The following is a 14,942-nucleotide window of genomic DNA, read 5'->3' as shown; positions in this document are numbered from 1 at the left end:
CTCAAGCCCATGTCCTTTTTTGACGGCAGCAACCTGCTGACCGTGTTCTCGCAGGTGCCTGCCAAGGGCTCGAACGTGGATCCCAACATCGAGTCCTGCGAGTCGACCTCGGTGGACGCCGAGCGCCAATACCGCACCCTGATCAACATCATGGATGGCAAGCGGCCCACGGTGCAAATCGTGGACTACAACGGCGATGGCGTCTACAACCTCGGGAGCGACCAGGGCATCTCGCGCAAGCAAGTCGGCAAGGGCGCCCATAATCTGGTGGCCAAGGGCGACAAAGTGATTGATGTCGACGTCAAGAACAACAAGGAGCTTCTGGCGCGCATGCCCGAGCAGTCTCTGCGCCCAAGTTGGCGACAGCTGAAGTAGAGGAGGAATTGAATGATCCGCAACACGCCTTTGCTCCAGCGCGGTTTCACCCTGATCGAGGTGATGATCGTGGTGGCCATCATCGCCATCCTCGCGGCCATTGCCCTGCCCAGCTACAACGAGTACATCCAGCGCGGCCACCGCAGCGACGCGCGCGCGGGCTTGCTGCAGGCACAGCAGTGGATGGAGCGCGCCGCGACGGCCATGGGCACCTACCCGACCACGCTGCCCGCGTCACTGAGCTGGTCGGGCGACACCAGCAAGCGCTACGTCATCAGCTTCGAGGCGGGCAACACCGACGCCGCCTTTACCTTGCAGGCGGTGCCCAACAACCCCGGCCCGCAGGCCGGCGACAAGTGCGGCACGCTGACCCTGTCCAACACCGGACTGCGCGGCGCCAAGGGTGCGACCTCGGGCGACATCGTCACCGAATGCTGGGGTAGGTAAGCGCCGGCGCTGGCGCGCGCAGGCAGGGCTCATGAAGAAACGGCGAAAATCCCCGATTTCGCCGTTTGCATGAAGCCCTTCGTCCGCGACCAACTCCAGCACTACGCCGACCGCCTGGGCGAACTGGACTTTCTGCTCTCCCGCCCCGACGTCATGGCCGACATGGCCCAGTTCATGGTCCTGTCGCGCGAGCACACCGAGGTGGCCGCCGTGGCCGGGCGCTGGGCGCGCTATCAGCAGCGCGAGTCCGACCTGGGCGCGGCGCAGGACATGCTTCAGGATGCCGACATGGCCGACCTGGCGCGCGAGGAAATTGCCGCCGCCCAGGCCGAGCTGGCCGAGCTGGACGCCGAGCTGCAGCGCATGCTGCTGCCCAGGGACCCGGACGACGCACGCAACGCGTTTGTCGAGATTCGCGCCGGCACCGGCGGCGACGAGTCGGCGCTGTTTGCGGGCGATCTGGCACGCATGTACACGCGCTACGCGCAAGGGCGCGGCTGGCGGGTGGAGGTGATGAGCGAATCACCCGCCGAGCTGGGCGGCTACAAGGAGTTGGTGCTGCGCATCGCGGGCGAGGGCGTGTACGGCCTGCTGCGCTTCGAGTCGGGCGGCCACCGCGTGCAGCGCGTGCCGGTGACCGAGACGCAGGGACGCATCCACACCAGCGCCGCCACGGTGGCGGTGATGCCCGAGCCGGACGAGGCGCAGGCCATCACGCTGAATGCGGCCGACTTGCGGATCGACACCTTCCGCGCCAGCGGCGCCGGCGGGCAGCACATCAACAAGACCGATTCGGCCGTGCGCGTGGTGCACCTGCCCACCGGCCTGGTGGCCGAATGCCAGGACGGGCGCAGCCAGCACGCCAACAAGGCGCAGGCGCTGCGCGTGCTGCAGGCGCGCCTGCAAGACAAAGAGCGCAGCGAGCGCGCCGCCAAGGAAGCGGCCACGCGCAAGGGCCTGATCGGCAGCGGCGACCGCAGCGACCGCATCCGCACCTACAACTTTCCGCAGGGACGCATCACCGACCACCGCATCAACCTCACGCTGTACAAGCTGGCCCTGGCGATGGAGGGTGATTTGCAGGACGTGATCGACGCGCTGCAGGCGGCGCACCAGGCCGAGCAGATGGCGGAGCTGGAGGGGCGGGTGTGATGGAGATCTATGAGTCAAATGGGGCTGCACCGTCCGTCCATAAAGCGCTGGCAGCTACGTTATTGATAGTTTCCAAACCATGCTCCCCCGCGCTCTTGCCCCCTCGCCCGCCCACGGGAGAGGGTTGGGGTGAGGGCCTTTCCCCCTCCCCCGCTGGGGGAGGGTTGGGGTGGGGGCACCGCCTGTGAGCCCCAACAGACGCCGCTCGCCCCTCACCCCAACCCTCTCCCCAGAGGGGCGAGGGAGCCAGGCCGCGCCCGACCACGTTCAGCCGGCCGAGGCACCGGCACACGACGGCGCCGCTTTGCCCCCTCTCCCGCCCGCACGAGAGGGTTGGGGTGCGGGCCTTTCCCCCTCCCCCACTGTGGGAAGGTTGGGGCGGGGGCACCGCCTGTGAGCCCCGACAGACGCCGCCGGCCCCTCACCCCAACCCTCTCCCCAGAGGGGCGAGGGAGCCAGGCCGCACCCGATCGCGTTCAGCCGGCCGAGACATCGGCACACGACGGCGCCGCTTTGCCCCCTCTCCCGCCCGCGGGAGAGGGTTGGGGTGAGGGTCTTTGTGCGGCACCCGGCCATGCCCGTCCCACCGTGGCGCACGCGTTGGCGAGCGCACAACAAGGTGGCCTGCCCCGCATCGACGCCCATATGCTGCTGCTGCACGTGCTGGGCCGCGCCACGCATGACCGGGCCTGGCTAATCGCGCACGATGGCGATGCGCTGCCGCCCGGGGCCGCCGCGCGCTTTGATGCGTTGTGCGCGCGCCGGCTGCGTGGCGAGCCGGTGGCCTACCTGACGGGCACCAAAGCCTTTCATGGCCTGACGCTGCAGGTGGACGCCCGCGTGCTCGACCCGCGCGACGACACCGAGACGCTGGTGGACTGGGCCCTGGACGTACTGCCGACCGAGCGCCCCGCGCGCGTGCTGGATCTGGGCACCGGAAGCGGCGCCATTGCCCTGGCGCTGGCCGCCGCGCGCACGCACGCCAGCGTGTGGGCCGTGGACGCCAGCGCCGATGCGCTGGCCGTGGCCCAGGCCAATGGCCAGCGGCTGGGCTTGGCCGTCAACTGGCGTCACGGTCACTGGCTGGCCCCGGTGGCCGGACAGCGCTTCGACCTCATCGTCAGCAACCCGCCCTACATCGCCGAGGACGACCCGCACCTGGCCGCGCTGGCGCACGAGCCGCGCGCCGCGCTGGCCAGCGGCCCGGACGGGCTGCGCGACCTGCGGGCCATCATCGCGGCGGCCCGCGCCCACCTGGCGCCCGGCGGCTGGCTGCTGCTGGAGCACGGCCACGACCAGGCCGCCGCGGTGCGCGCCCTGCTGCGCGCGGCCGGCTTGGGCCACGTGCAGTCGCGGCGCGACCTGGCCGGCATCGAGCGCTGCTCGGGTGGCCAGATGACGACCGGAACCGCCCCACCCCCAAGCGCTCAATAATTCGCACCATGCCACGCCACCTTCGCCCCACGCCCGCGCGCCACGCGCGCATCGCCACCACCGCCCTGGCCCTCGCCGCCTGCGCCCTGCTGGCCGCGTGCAGCGGCGGCACGCCCTGGGGCGCCACGCCGCAGAACCTGCCGGTGACCCTGCCCGACCTGAGCCGCGCTGGCCAGGAGCTGGACGGCGCCTCGGGCTCCACCGCCGGCGCGCTGCGCGTGGCCGAGCGCGTGCGCCAGGCGCTGGCAGCCGACCCGCAACTGGCCGGCCAGGGCCTGACCGTCGAGGGCCTGGAGGGCGGCCTGATCGTGCTGGGCGGCCCGGTGCGCAGCACGGGCGACCGTCAGCGCGCCATCGACACGGCGCGCCGCGTACCCGGCGTCAGCCAGGTGGTGGACCGCATGCGCTCGCCCTGAAGCGTTGCGGCAAATTCTGGGATGATGGGCATCGCCACTCAGCCCCGTTCATCCAAGGAGGTCTTCATGATTCACCCCACCCCATGGCCGCGCGGCCTGGCCACAGCCAGCGCCCTGGCCACCCTTGCCGTCGTCGCCGGCTGCGCCGCCGGCCCCTACCAAGCCTCCGGAGGCTCCTTGTACAACCGCGACGCCCAACGCCAGATGCAGAACCAGGACTTGGCCGACCGCGTGCGCGCCGCGCTGCGCTCCGACCCGCGCGTGGGCGCCGATGGCTTGCAGGTACAGGCCCTGGGCGATGGCAAGATCGAGCTCAGCGGCTCGCCCGCCAACGGCCTGCTGGGGCGCGAGCTGGCCATGCGCCTGGCGCGCAGCGTGCCCGGCGTGAGCGCCGTGTTCAACAACATGACGATGAACTGATCCACAACCCGTCGGCGTCGGGTTTTCGTGCCTCAGCCCGACCGACATCAGGCTCGGTGCTCCCCCGTCGGTCGGGTCCGCGCAGCGAACCCGGCGTGTCGGCGCACGACGAGCGATCAAGACACCACGGACGGCGACAAGGCGCGCGCATAGCGCGTGGCGGCCAGCGATTGCAGGCCGAACTGCGCCAGCAGCGCATGCAGCCGCTCGGCGGCGCTGCGCTTCTTGTGGCCGGTGTGGCGCGCGATGATCAGCTCGTTCTTCAAGCTGTGCTCCCAGCCCACCAGCTCGGTCACCGTCACGCTGTAGCCCTGCGACTCCAGGTACAGGCAGCGCAGCACGTTGGTCAGTTGGCTGCCCAGCTCGCGCGTGTGCAGCGGGTGGCGCCACAGCTCGGCCAGCGGCGTGCGTGACAAGGCCAGCGCCTTGTTCTGGCGCAGGCAGGCGGCCAGCTCGGCCTGGCAGCAGGGCACCAGCACCATGGCCTGCGCCTGCTTGGCCAGGCCAAAGGCGATGGCGTCGTCGGTGGCGGTGTCGCAGGCGTGCAGCGCCGTGACCACGTCGATGCGCTCGGGCAGCGCGGCGTCCTGCGCGGCGTCGGCGGCGGCGATGTTGAGAAAGTGCATGCGCGCAAAACCCAGCCGTGCCGCCAACGCACGCGAGCGCTCGACCAGATCGGCGCGCGTCTCGATCCCCCAGACGCGGCCGCTGCCGCGGTCCTTGAGCAGCAGGTCGTACAGGATGAAGCCCAGATAGGACTTGCCGGCGCCGTGGTCGGCCAGGGTCAGCTCGGCGCCGTGCGGGCTCAAGGGGGCAATGACGTCCTCGATGAAGTGCACCAGGTGCTCGACCTGCTTGAGCTTGCGCCGCGAATCCTGGTTGAGCCGGCCCTCGCGCGTGAGGATGTGCAGCTCTTTCAGCAGCTCGACCGACTGGCCGGGACGCAAATCGGCCTGCACTGTTTGACGGGACGGTTGGGGCTTGTTGGATGACATACCTCAGCCCGCCTGTCTGCCCCCCTCCCCCGCTGGGGGAGGGTTGGGGTGGGGGCCGGCCGCGCGATCATCCAAGCCCGTGTGCGCGCGCAGGCCAAGCCCCCATCCCAACCTTCCCCCAAAGGGGGAAGGAGTTCGTGGGGCCTCATGAAAATGACGATTTTCGCCTCCAGCGCCCGTAGACAAAGCGCGAGCAGCTCTTTTTTTTGAAGCAAGCGGGCTCATGGCTCCGATGGCCCCACCCCCAGCGCCGCCCAGCCCTCGGGCCCCAGCTTTTCCAGCGTGGCCATGTTGGTCTCGAAGATCGCCTCGGCCTCCGGGAAGGAATCGACGGCGCGATCCACGCTGGCCTCGCGCAGCAGGTGCAGCGTGGGGTACGGCGAGCGGTTGGTGGCGTTGGTGATGTCATCGGGCTCGGTACCGGCAAACTGAAAGCGCGGATGAAACGGCGCGATCTGCAGCACGCCTTGCAGGTCCAGCTCGTCCAGCAGCGCCTCGGCGTCGTCCAGAAAATCGTTGAAGTCCAGGAAGTCGGCGAACTGGTCGGGCACGACGAGCAGCGTGGTCTCGCGCGCCTGCGGGTCGGCGGCGGCCAGGGCCAGCAGCTCGGCGCGCAGGGCGGCCAAAAGCTCGGCACGCCCGCCGCCGCTGCACACGGCGTAGTGAATCTGGCCCTTGACGTGCGGGGCCTTGGCAAAGGGGCACAGGTTCAGGCCGATGACCGCGCGCTCGAGCCAGCGGCGGGTGTCAGCGACGGCAATGTCGGGGGTGATGGCGGGCATGGGTGAATTACACCACCGACGCCGCTCACCGCCGCAAGCCGCGCCGCTGCAACGCCACCGCCAGCACGGCGCCGACCGCGCAGCAGGCACCGGTGACGGCCCAGGTCCAGTCCCAGCCGCCCACGCGGCTGGCGACCCAGGCCACCACCGGGGGGCCGCTCATCTGGCCGATGGCCGACCATTGCTGAATCCAGCCCACGGTGGTGGCAATGGTGCCCTCTCCGGGCGCCACACGCGGCGCCAGGCCGAACAGCGTGCCGGGGATCAGCCCGCCCACGGTCGAGAACAACAGCGCCCCGCCGTAGCGCCACACCGGCGCATCGACCGTGGTGCTGCCGAAGGCCAGCCAGGCGCCCAGGGCCATGGCCGCAAAACCCGTCCACAGCAGCGTGCGGGCGCTGACGCCGCGATGCAGCAGGCGCCCGGCGGCGATGTTGCCCGCCATGTTGACCGCGGCGACCAGTGCCGTCAGCACGGCGCCCAGGGCTCCGCCCCAGCCCGAGCGCTGATACAGCGTGGGCAGAAAGCCGATGACGGCCAGCCACTGCGCCGCGTACACGGCAAAGATCAGCGCCGCCAGCCAGGGCCCGGGCGCGGCCAGCGTGGTGCGCAGGCGCTGGGGCCAGGGTTCGCCCGGCGGCGGCGCCGCCGCGGCCGGGCGGGCCGGCGTGTCGGGCGGCACGGCCAGGCGCACCCACAAGGCCAGCACGCCGGTGCACACCGCCGTCAGCACCCACCAGCCGCGCCAGCCGGCCAGCGCGATCAGCAGCGGCCCGGCCAGCAGGGCCAGCGCGGTGCCGAAGGGCATGTAGGCGCTCCAGATGCCGAGCATGCGCGTCAGTTGCGCGGGCGTGATCGCGCGACGCAGCAGGCTGGGCGCGGGCACCGTGGCCAGCAGAAAGCCCACGCCTTCGACCGCGCGCAGCACCATCAGCTCGCCCGCGCCGCGCGCCCAGGCGCCCGCCAGGCCGGCCACCGTGAGCAGGGCCAGGCCCGCCACCATGCAGCGGCGCAGGCCCACCCCGTCGGCCAGCAGCCCGGCCACCAGGCCGAGCAGCATCGAGCCCATCTGCACCAGCGCCAGCAGAAAGCCCGCCTGCACCAGGCTGATGCCCATGGCCTGCTGCAGCGCCGGCACGGCGGGCGGCAGCTTGCCCACGTGCAGCGCGGCGGTCACGCCGGCCAGCACGATGACCCAGGGCGCGTTGCGGCGGAGGGCGGTGGATGTCATGGAAAGAGCCGCCGGCCGGTCAAGCGCTCGTGCTCGCGCAGCGCAAAGCGGTCGGTCATGCCGGCAATGTAGTCGGCCACGGCGCGCGGGCGGTCGGCGCTGCCGGCAAACTCGGGCGGCAGGTGGGCGGGCGCATCGAGGTAGGTGGCAAACAGCTCGCGCACCACCTTCTGGCCGCGCGCCGTGGTCTCCACCACCTGCGGGTGGCGGTAGAGCCGGGCAAACAAAAAGCGCTTGAGCGCGGTGGACTGGGCGCGCATGTCGGCGCCAAAGCGCACCAGCGGACCCATGTGGCGCGCGGCGTCGGCATCCTGAGGCGCGGCGGCGTCGATGGCGGCGCGGGTGGCGGCGATCACGTCATAGACCTGCGCCGAGAGCATGCGGCGGATCGACTCGTACAACAGGCGCCGGCCCTGCGCCGGCTCGGCCAGGTGCGGGTGGTCGTGCAGCGCCGCGGCCTGGTGCTGCGCAAACAGCGGCACATCGGCCAATTGCGCCAGCGTGAGCAGGCCCGAGCGCACGCCGTCGTCGATGTCGTGCGCGTTGTAGGCGATTTCATCAGCCAGGTTGGCCAGTTGCGCCTCCAGGCTGGGTTCGTGGTGGTCGATGAAGCGCCGCGCCACGCCGCCGGGCTCGCGGGCCTCGATGCGGCGCGCGTTGGCGGGCGAGCAGTGCTTGAGGATGCCCTCGCGCGTCTCAAACGTGAGGTTCAGGCCGTCGTGCTCGGGGTAGCGGTGCTCCAGCGCGTCGACCACGCGCAGGCTTTGCAGGTTGTGCTCAAAGCCGCCGTGCGCGCGCATGCAGTCGTTGAGGGCGTCTTGCCCGGCATGGCCAAAGGGCGTGTGGCCCAGGTCGTGCGCCAGGGCAATGGCCTCGACCAAATCCTCGTGCAAGCCCAACGCGCGGGCGATGTCGCGCGCCAGTTGCGCCACCTCCAGCGAATGTGTCAGGCGGGTGCGAAACAGATCGCCTTCGTGATTCAGGAACACCTGCGTCTTGTAGACCAGGCGGCGAAAGGCGCTGCAATGCACGATGCGGTCGCGGTCGCGCTGAAAGGCGTTGCGCGTGGGCGCGGGCGTGACGGGGTGCAGGCGGCCACGCGAGGTTGCGGGGTCGCTGGCATACGGAGCCAGTGCACCGGGAATCGGAGTCAAATCAGCCTCCAGCGCTCTACTGGCAAGCGCAGACAGCTATTCAATTGATAGTATTCAAGCACAGCACCGGTCGATCACGGCCCGCACCAGCGCATCGGGCGCGGCGCGCACGGCGGCGCGGCCGGGGCTGTCGATGAGCACAAAGCGGATTTCGCCGGCCTCGGCCTTCTTGTCCACGCGCATCAGCTCCAGGTAGCGGCCGGCGTTGTCATGCGCGTCGATCACGGCGCCGCGCACGGGCAGGCCGGCGCGCGCGATCAGCACGGTCAACCGTTGCACGAAGGTGGCATCGACCAAGCCCAGTTCGCACGACAAATGCGCCGCCATCACCATGCCCGCGGCCACGCCCTCGCCGTGCAGCCAGGCGCCGTAGCCCAAGCCAGCCTCGATGGCATGGCCAAAGGTGTGGCCAAAGTTGAGGATGGCGCGCAGGCCGGCTTCGCGCTCGTCCTGGCCCACCACGGCGGCCTTGATCTCGCAGCTGTGCCGCACGGCATGCGCCAGCGCGTCGGCGTCCAGCGCGCGCAGAGCGTCGATGTGCGACTCGATCCAGTCGAAGAAGACCATGTCGGCAATCGGCCCGTACTTGATCACCTCGGCCAGGCCGGCCGACAGCTCGCGCGCCGGCAGGGTCTTGAGGACATCCAGGTCGCACACCACGGCCAGCGGCTGATAAAACGCGCCGATCATGTTCTTGCCCAGCGGGTGGTTGATGGCGGTCTTGCCGCCCACCGACGAATCGACCTGCGCCAGCAGCGTGGTCGGCACCTGCACGAAAGGCACGCCGCGCATGTAGCAGGCGGCGGCAAAGCCGGTCATGTCGCCCACCACGCCGCCGCCCAGGGCGTACAGCACCGTCTTGCGGTCGGCGCCGTGCGTGAGCAGCGCGTCGAAGACGAGATTGAGCGTGGCCCAGTCCTTGTGCTGCTCGCCGTCGGGCAAGGGCAGCTGGTAAACGCGGCGGTGGCGCGGGGCCAGGGCGCGCGCCAGCCGCTCGCCATACAGGGGCGCGACGGTCGTATTGGTAACGATCAGGGCATCGGCGCCGGCGGCAACGGCATCGAATGCGGCCGGATCGGCCAGCAGGCCGCTGCCGATGAGGATGGGATAACTGCGCTCGCCCAGGTCGATGGGGACGCGCTGAATGCCTGCCGGGCCGGGCGTGGTTTGCATAGACGGCGAGTGTAGTGGGCGTGTCCGCGCGCCGCCGCGCCCGCCGAGGTGCATCACGGCGCGTCCGGCGACATCAGTTCGAGCTGCATCATGATGCGCCCCACCAGCATCGACAGCGAGGAGCCATGCGTGTCGAGCACGAAGTGCGCGCATTCGCGGTACAGCGGGTCGCGCTGCGCATACAGATCGCGCAGGCGCTGCAGCGGGTCGGCCACCTGCAACAGGGGCCGCTTGGTGTCGTGCTTCAGGCGCCGGTACAGCGCCTCGGCCGACGACCGCAAATAAATCACCGTGCCACGCGCGCGCAGGTGCTGGCGATTGACGGGACGCAGCACCACGCCGCCCCCGGTGGCCAGCACGCGCGGCTCGCCCTGGGTCAGCTCGTCGATCACGGCCTGCTCGACATCGCGAAACGCGGCCTCGCCCTCGCGCTCGAAATAGTCGCGGATGGCGCAGCCCAGGCGCTGCTCGATCACGGCGTCGGAATCCGAAAACGGCAATTGCAGGCGATGGGCCAGCGAGCGGCCCACCGTGGATTTGCCGCTGCCGGGCATGCCAATCAGACTGATCATCGAAAAAAATCCCCGGACATGCCGGGGATGGTATCAAGACGCCGAAAGGCGATCCGTCACCGGTCCGAACCCGCCTTCGAGGGCGGCGAGCCGGCCGTGACGGGCCGCCACGCCCCCTCAGGGGGTGGCAGGAGCAGTCACCGTGATCGTGACGTTGCCGTTGACGGAGGTGCCTTCGCTGTCCGTCACGCTGACGGCCACGGTAAACGTGCCGGCGGCGGTGGGCGTGCCGCTGATCACACCCGCAGGACTGAGCGTCAGGCCAGCCGGCATGGCGCCCAGCGCCGCCCAGGTGTAGCCCGGCCGCCCCCCCGAAGCCGACAAGGCAAACGAGAACGCTTGATTCGTCACGGTCGTGATCGTCGGCGCCGTGAACACCAGCGGCGGCGACATGGGACCCGTGATGTTGAGCGTGACGGCCGCGTCAACCGTCGCACCCAGCGCATCAGTCACGCGCACGGTCACCACGTACGTTCCCGGCGGCGCCTTGGGCGTGCCACCGATCACCCCAGTGCTGCTCAGCGTCAGGCCGTTGGGCAGGGCGCCCAGCGCCTGCCAGGAATACGGCAGCGTGCCACCGGTGGCCGTCAGGGCCTGGCCATACGGCGTGCCATTGGGGATCGTCAGCGACGTGGAGGCAAAAACCAGCGGCGTGGCCGAAATGCCGTCGATCACCTGAACCACCGCCCACTGCACGATCGGATCCTGCAAGCCGTTGGCGACATTGTTGTCGGCACGGTCAGTCGTCATCTCCAGCAGGATGAGCCCGCTGCTCGGGCCGCTGGACAGCGAGAAGCTGGCCACGCCGCCTTGCGTCTGTGCTTGCACCACGCTGCCGCTTTGCTTGCCCAGCAGCAAGCGCGCACCGGCCGAAGCCGAGGTCGGCAGGATCCGGACCTGCACGTTGGCTGCGGCAGGGGCGGGCACGGGCTGACTCATGTCATCCATCACCAGGACCTGGACGCCCACGTTGTTGCGCAGGTTGTTGACGTTGAATTGCGAGCCGACGTACGGCGCGTTGACCGTACCCCGGATGCTGGCCGGCATGCCGCTGCCCGCGCCGCCGCCCACGGTGATGTTGACGCTGGCGCTGTAGACCTGCTTGTCGCGCGGATCGGTCACCGTGCAGGTGATCGTGCCCGACCCCGCCTGATCGCCCGCGTGGAAGTGAAAGGAGTTGCCGCCCGAGTTCGCGTCCAGCGTGATGGAACGATAGGCCAGGGGGTTCCCGTTGTCGTCTTCGTGATCCTTGTTACCGTCGAGGTAGTAGAGCGCGCCGGAAGGCAGGCCGGAAGAAATATTGCAGCCGAAGATCCCGGTACCGCCAGGAATGGGGACGTCGCCCTTCAGGGCGTTGACGTACAAAGTGGTCGTGAAAGGCGCGCTGGCGCCGATACCGGCCGGGTAGTGCCCGATGTTCACAGGCAGCGTCGCTGAGTCGGTCCGCAGCGTGATGCTGTACTGATCCGTGGTGGTCCCGGGGCTGCCGCCCCCGCCACCACACCCGGCCAGCAGCGCGGCGGCGGCCAGACCCACGATTCCAATCAACTTTCGCATAAGCTCAATCCGGTTAACAAATCAAATCATCGAAACACGCGACGGCTCTCAGCGCACACCACCACGATCGGAAATCATCTTGGGGGTGATGAACACCAGCATCTCCTGCTTCTGGGCCTGGCGGGTGCGCTGCTTGAACAGATTGCCCAGCACGGGCACGTCGCCCAGCAGAGGCACCTTGTTTTCCTGGTCACTTTCGGTCACCTCGAAGATGCCGCCGATCACCACGGTGCCACCGTTCTCGACCAGCACCTGGGTCTTGACGCGCTTGGTGTTGATGGACATGGCGCCTTCGACCACACCGCCGGGGCTGTCCTTGTTGACGTCCAGGTCGAGAATGATGTTGCCCTCGGGCGTGATCTGGGGGGTAACCTCCAGCTTGAGCACCGCCTTGCGGAAGGCCACGGCCGTGGCGCCGCTGCTGGTCGCCTGCTGATAGGCGAACTCGGTGCCCTGCTCGATCAAGGCCTTGGTCTGGTCGGCCGTCACCACGCGCGGGCTGGAGACAATTTTGCCCTTGCCGTCGGCCTCGAGCGCAGACAACTCGAGGTTGAGGAAGCGGTTGGCGGCGGAGCTGAACAGCGAGATGGCAAAGCTGGCCGGCGTGGCGCCCGCCAGACCCAGCGCGGGCAGGTTGACGAATTGCGATGTCGCCGAGGTCAGGCCCCCCGCATCGGTCTGCCCGGTGGTGGAGGTGATGGCGTTGTAGTTGCCGCCGAAGGCCAGGCGGTTGTTGCTGCCCACGGCGTAGCCCGGATCACCGCCCCGAATGCCGCGCAAGTCGGCGCCGCCCAGCTTGATGCCCAGCGACTTGCCAAAGGTGTCCGTCGCTTCGACGATGCGCGCTTCGATCAGCACCTGGCGCACGGGCACGTCCAGCTTGGTGATCATGTCCTGGATCTGCTCCAGGCGCGAGGGGATGTCGGAGATGAACAACTGGTTGGTGCGCGGCTCGGCAATCACGCTGCCGCGCGAGCTGAGCAGGCGCCCCTCGTTGCCGGAGCTGCTACCGCCCCCTCCGCTCGAACCGGACGTGGCGGTCAACTGGGTCTTGATGTCTTCCGCCTTGGTGTAGTTGAGCTGGAACGACTGGGTGCGCAGCGGCTCCAGGTTGCGGATGGTCGCCTGGGCCTCGAGGTCGGCCTTCTCCTTGGCGGCCATTTCATCCTTGGGTGCGATCTGCAGCACGTTGCCCACGCGCTTCATGCCCAGGTTCTTCGCCTGCAGGATGATGTCCAGCGCCTGGTCCCAGGGTACGTCCTTCAGGCGCAACGTCAGGTTGCCCTGCACGGTGTCGGAGGAGACGATGTTGAAGTTGGTGAAGTCGGCGATCACCTGCAGCAGCGACCGCACGTCGATGTCCTGGAAGTTCAGCGACAGCTTTTCACCGCGATAGCCCTGGCCCTGGGTGAGTTTGTCGGGGTTGGTCTTTTGCAGGCGCACCTCGACGACCAACTGGTTGTCGCTCTGATAGGCGCTGTGCTCCCAGGCGCCCTTGGGCTCGATCACCATGCGCACGCGATCACCCGACTGCACGGTGGTGATGGTTTGCACGGGTGTGCCGAAGTCGGCCACGTCGAGCTTGCGGCGCAGGCCCTCGGGCAAGCTGCTCTTGAGAAACTCGACGACCAGGTTCTGCCCCTGGCGCTTGATGTCCACGCCCACCTGGTTGCTGGGCAGGTCCACCACCACACGCCCGGCGTTGTCGGTGCTGCGGCGGAAGTCGATGTCGCGCAGGGCCTGGGTGTGGTCGGCCTGATTCTCGGCAAACACGCTGGGCGCCGGCGTCGCCGCCGCGCTGGTGGCCACGGCCCCCAGACTCACCAGCACCGAGCGGCCCTCCAACTCGGCGGTGTAGGTCGTCGGCCGATTCAGGTTGAGCACCACGCGCGTGCGGTCACGGCCCTGCGCCACGTTGGCGGCCCGCACGTTGCCCTGGTTGATCTCCACGTTGCTGCGCGCCAGGCCGCTGACCACGCCCGGAAAATCCAGCGCGATGCGCGCGGGCGACTGCACGACGAATCCGGCCGGCACCGCCGCCAGTGGCTGATCGAAGTCGATGCGCACCACCTCGGCGCCGCCCTGAATCGAGCTGCTGATGGACTCGATGCGCGCCTGGGCCATCGCCGCCGCGGCAGCCCCCAACGCCATCAGTCCCAATGCGGCCATCCGCAACGGTTGCCAGCCTGGCACCCACTTGTTCATCGTTTCTTCTCCTGCAGCTGCAACTCCGAGTTGCGCTCGATCCATTCCCCAGCGGCGTCCTGGACGATTTCCCGGAGTGCCACATCGCTTTCGGTGATCCTGGTGACGCGCCCGTAGTTTTGCCCCAGGTGCTCACCCACCCTGACCTGATACAAAAGCTTGTCGACCCGCAACAAGGCCACCCGCTTGCCACCGCGATCCAGGCTGCCCACCATGGTCATGGTGTCCAGCGGGAAAGCCTCCAGCGGCTCCTTGCGGCGGTTCAGCTCGGGCGTGATCAGCGAAGCGTCCGATCCCTTGACCCCGGATTCGCGCCGCAGGGCCTGCGTGAGCCGCTCGCTGCCGAACGGGTCGGCCGCGGCGGTTTCGACGTAGTCCTGCGGGACGTATTTCTTGGGCTCGGCCAGCGGCGTCACGTTGGGCCGCATCTGGTTGCGCTGCTCCGTCATCCATTGACGCAGGTCCTCGTGCCCCGGCGCACAACCTCCGACGAGCGCGAGCAACAACGCGGCCGGCAAAAAAACGTTCACGCGGCGGATCATTTCTTGGCCCCCGGATTGGCCTTGGCGGCCGCACTGCGCTGGGCGGCAATTTCCTCGGGGTCGAGGTAGCGGAAGGTCTTGGCGGTGGCCTCCAGCACCAAGGACCCCGACTTGTCCTTGTCGGCGCTGGGTGCCACGCTCAGGTTGTTGAGCGTGACGATGCGCGAGAGGTGCGCGATGTCGGAGCTGAAGGCGCCGATGTCGTGGTAGCGGCCCGTCACCTTCAGCGCGATGGGCAACTCGGCGTAATAGTCCTTGACGACCAGTTGACCCGGGCGGAACAGCTCGAACTGCAGGCTGCGTCCCAAACCGGCCTGGTTGATGTCCGACAGCAGCGCGTCCATCTCGGCCTTGCTGGGCAGTTGCTTTTCAAGCAGGTTCACGTATTGCTGTACCTGCGCGCGCTGCTTCTTGAGCTCCTCCAGGCTGACCGCCTTTTGCAGCTTGCCCCGATAGTCGTTGCGCAGCGTCACCTCCTTGGTGCGCT

15 protein-coding genes and 1 pseudogene are annotated in these 14,942 nt (G+C 69.0%); 6 read left to right on the top strand and 10 right to left on the bottom strand.

The annotated features are described in order from the left end of the window. The 6 genes and pseudogenes from U1F38_RS16680 to U1F38_RS16655 form a co-directional block, all read left to right on the top strand. Positions 1-375 (top strand): annotated as a pseudogene (locus tag U1F38_RS16680) (pilus assembly protein PilC); the annotation flags it as partial. A gap of 12 nt (positions 376-387) precedes the next feature. Further along, positions 388-822, top strand: coding sequence for a type IV pilin protein (locus U1F38_RS16675; RefSeq protein WP_409988199.1), 435 nt, complete (start codon positions 388-390; stop codon positions 820-822). Positions 823-891: 69 nt separating this feature from the next. Then, positions 892-1,974: a peptide chain release factor 1 gene (gene prfA / locus U1F38_RS16670; protein WP_409988198.1), complete on the top strand. Its 1,083-nt coding sequence runs from the start codon at positions 892-894 to the stop codon at positions 1,972-1,974. A gap of 588 nt (positions 1,975-2,562) precedes the next feature. Continuing rightward, complete coding sequence (gene prmC / locus U1F38_RS16665) at positions 2,563-3,408, top strand: peptide chain release factor N(5)-glutamine methyltransferase (RefSeq protein ID WP_409988197.1); 846 nt, start codon at positions 2,563-2,565, stop codon at positions 3,406-3,408. Positions 3,409-3,416: 8 nt separating this feature from the next. Continuing rightward, on the top strand, positions 3,417-3,824 hold the full coding sequence (locus U1F38_RS16660) for a BON domain-containing protein (protein WP_409988196.1): 408 nt from the start codon (positions 3,417-3,419) through the stop codon (positions 3,822-3,824). A gap of 66 nt (positions 3,825-3,890) precedes the next feature. Continuing rightward, the gene (locus U1F38_RS16655) at positions 3,891-4,244 is read left to right on the top strand and encodes a BON domain-containing protein (protein ID WP_409988195.1); all 354 of its coding nucleotides are present in this window, start codon (positions 3,891-3,893) and stop codon (positions 4,242-4,244) included. A gap of 116 nt (positions 4,245-4,360) precedes the next feature. Here the strand turns inward: U1F38_RS16655 and U1F38_RS16650 are convergent, their stop codons facing one another. The 10 genes from U1F38_RS16650 to U1F38_RS16605 all read right to left on the bottom strand — a co-directional run. Continuing rightward, entirely contained in the window at positions 4,361-5,239 is an 879-nt protein-coding gene (locus U1F38_RS16650; RefSeq protein WP_409988194.1) for a class I SAM-dependent methyltransferase, read from the bottom strand. Between the two features lie 221 nt (positions 5,240-5,460). Next, the gene (locus U1F38_RS16645; protein ID WP_409988193.1) at positions 5,461-6,021 is read right to left on the bottom strand and encodes a DUF1415 domain-containing protein; all 561 of its coding nucleotides are present in this window, start codon (positions 6,019-6,021) and stop codon (positions 5,461-5,463) included. 25 nt (positions 6,022-6,046) lie between these two features. Continuing rightward, positions 6,047-7,252 (bottom strand): CynX/NimT family MFS transporter, encoded by a 1,206-nt coding sequence (locus tag U1F38_RS16640; RefSeq protein ID WP_409988192.1) that lies wholly within the window; start codon positions 7,250-7,252, stop codon positions 6,047-6,049. Beyond that, complete coding sequence (locus U1F38_RS16635) at positions 7,249-8,406, bottom strand: deoxyguanosinetriphosphate triphosphohydrolase (protein WP_409988191.1); 1,158 nt, start codon at positions 8,404-8,406, stop codon at positions 7,249-7,251. Before U1F38_RS16635 ends, U1F38_RS16640 begins: the two co-directional genes overlap by 4 nt. A gap of 54 nt (positions 8,407-8,460) precedes the next feature. Then, positions 8,461-9,579 (bottom strand): 3-dehydroquinate synthase, encoded by a 1,119-nt coding sequence (aroB, locus tag U1F38_RS16630; RefSeq protein ID WP_409988190.1) that lies wholly within the window; start codon positions 9,577-9,579, stop codon positions 8,461-8,463. Between the two features lie 53 nt (positions 9,580-9,632). Beyond that, the gene (locus tag U1F38_RS16625; protein ID WP_409988189.1) at positions 9,633-10,151 is read right to left on the bottom strand and encodes a shikimate kinase; all 519 of its coding nucleotides are present in this window, start codon (positions 10,149-10,151) and stop codon (positions 9,633-9,635) included. A gap of 117 nt (positions 10,152-10,268) precedes the next feature. Beyond that, complete coding sequence (locus tag U1F38_RS16620; protein ID WP_409988188.1) at positions 10,269-11,708, bottom strand: Ig domain-containing protein; 1,440 nt, start codon at positions 11,706-11,708, stop codon at positions 10,269-10,271. A gap of 48 nt (positions 11,709-11,756) precedes the next feature. Next, positions 11,757-13,913 (bottom strand): type IV pilus secretin PilQ, encoded by a 2,157-nt coding sequence (gene pilQ, locus U1F38_RS16615; RefSeq protein WP_409988187.1) that lies wholly within the window; start codon positions 13,911-13,913, stop codon positions 11,757-11,759. After that, a complete protein-coding gene (locus U1F38_RS16610) occupies positions 13,910-14,452 on the bottom strand; it encodes a pilus assembly protein PilP (protein ID WP_409988200.1) in 543 nt (180 codons plus the stop codon). Before U1F38_RS16610 ends, pilQ begins: the two co-directional genes overlap by 4 nt. Beyond that, on the bottom strand, positions 14,452-14,942 hold a 491-nt coding region (locus U1F38_RS16605), incomplete at its 5' end, for a type 4a pilus biogenesis protein PilO (protein WP_409988186.1). The genes U1F38_RS16605 and U1F38_RS16610, both read right to left, overlap by 1 nt.

This window comes from Ottowia sp. (assembly GCF_046348305.1).
GTDB lineage: Bacteria > Pseudomonadota > Gammaproteobacteria > Burkholderiales > Burkholderiaceae_C > Ottowia.
This window is presented reverse-complemented; position numbering and strand designations above follow the sequence as displayed.

What these genes read in the sequence shown, in the direction of transcription:
- U1F38_RS16675 (WP_409988199.1), top strand. Translation starts at nt 388, where the DNA reads ATGATCCGCAACACGCCTTTGCTCCAGCGCGGTTTCACCCTGATCGAG.
- prfA (WP_409988198.1), top strand. Translation starts at nt 892, where the DNA reads ATGAAGCCCTTCGTCCGCGACCAACTCCAGCACTACGCCGACCGCCTG.
- U1F38_RS16660 (WP_409988196.1), top strand. Translation starts at nt 3,417, where the DNA reads ATGCCACGCCACCTTCGCCCCACGCCCGCGCGCCACGCGCGCATCGCC.
- U1F38_RS16655 (WP_409988195.1), top strand. Translation starts at nt 3,891, where the DNA reads ATGATTCACCCCACCCCATGGCCGCGCGGCCTGGCCACAGCCAGCGCC.
- U1F38_RS16650 (WP_409988194.1), bottom strand. Translation starts at nt 5,239, where the DNA reads ATGTCATCCAACAAGCCCCAACCGTCCCGTCAAACAGTGCAGGCCGAT.
- U1F38_RS16645 (WP_409988193.1), bottom strand. Translation starts at nt 6,021, where the DNA reads ATGCCCGCCATCACCCCCGACATTGCCGTCGCTGACACCCGCCGCTGG.
- U1F38_RS16640 (WP_409988192.1), bottom strand. Translation starts at nt 7,252, where the DNA reads ATGACATCCACCGCCCTCCGCCGCAACGCGCCCTGGGTCATCGTGCTG.
- aroB (WP_409988190.1), bottom strand. Translation starts at nt 9,579, where the DNA reads ATGCAAACCACGCCCGGCCCGGCAGGCATTCAGCGCGTCCCCATCGAC.
- U1F38_RS16625 (WP_409988189.1), bottom strand. Translation starts at nt 10,151, where the DNA reads ATGATCAGTCTGATTGGCATGCCCGGCAGCGGCAAATCCACGGTGGGC.
- U1F38_RS16620 (WP_409988188.1), bottom strand. Translation starts at nt 11,708, where the DNA reads ATGCGAAAGTTGATTGGAATCGTGGGTCTGGCCGCCGCCGCGCTGCTG.
- pilQ (WP_409988187.1), bottom strand. Translation starts at nt 13,913, where the DNA reads ATGAACAAGTGGGTGCCAGGCTGGCAACCGTTGCGGATGGCCGCATTG.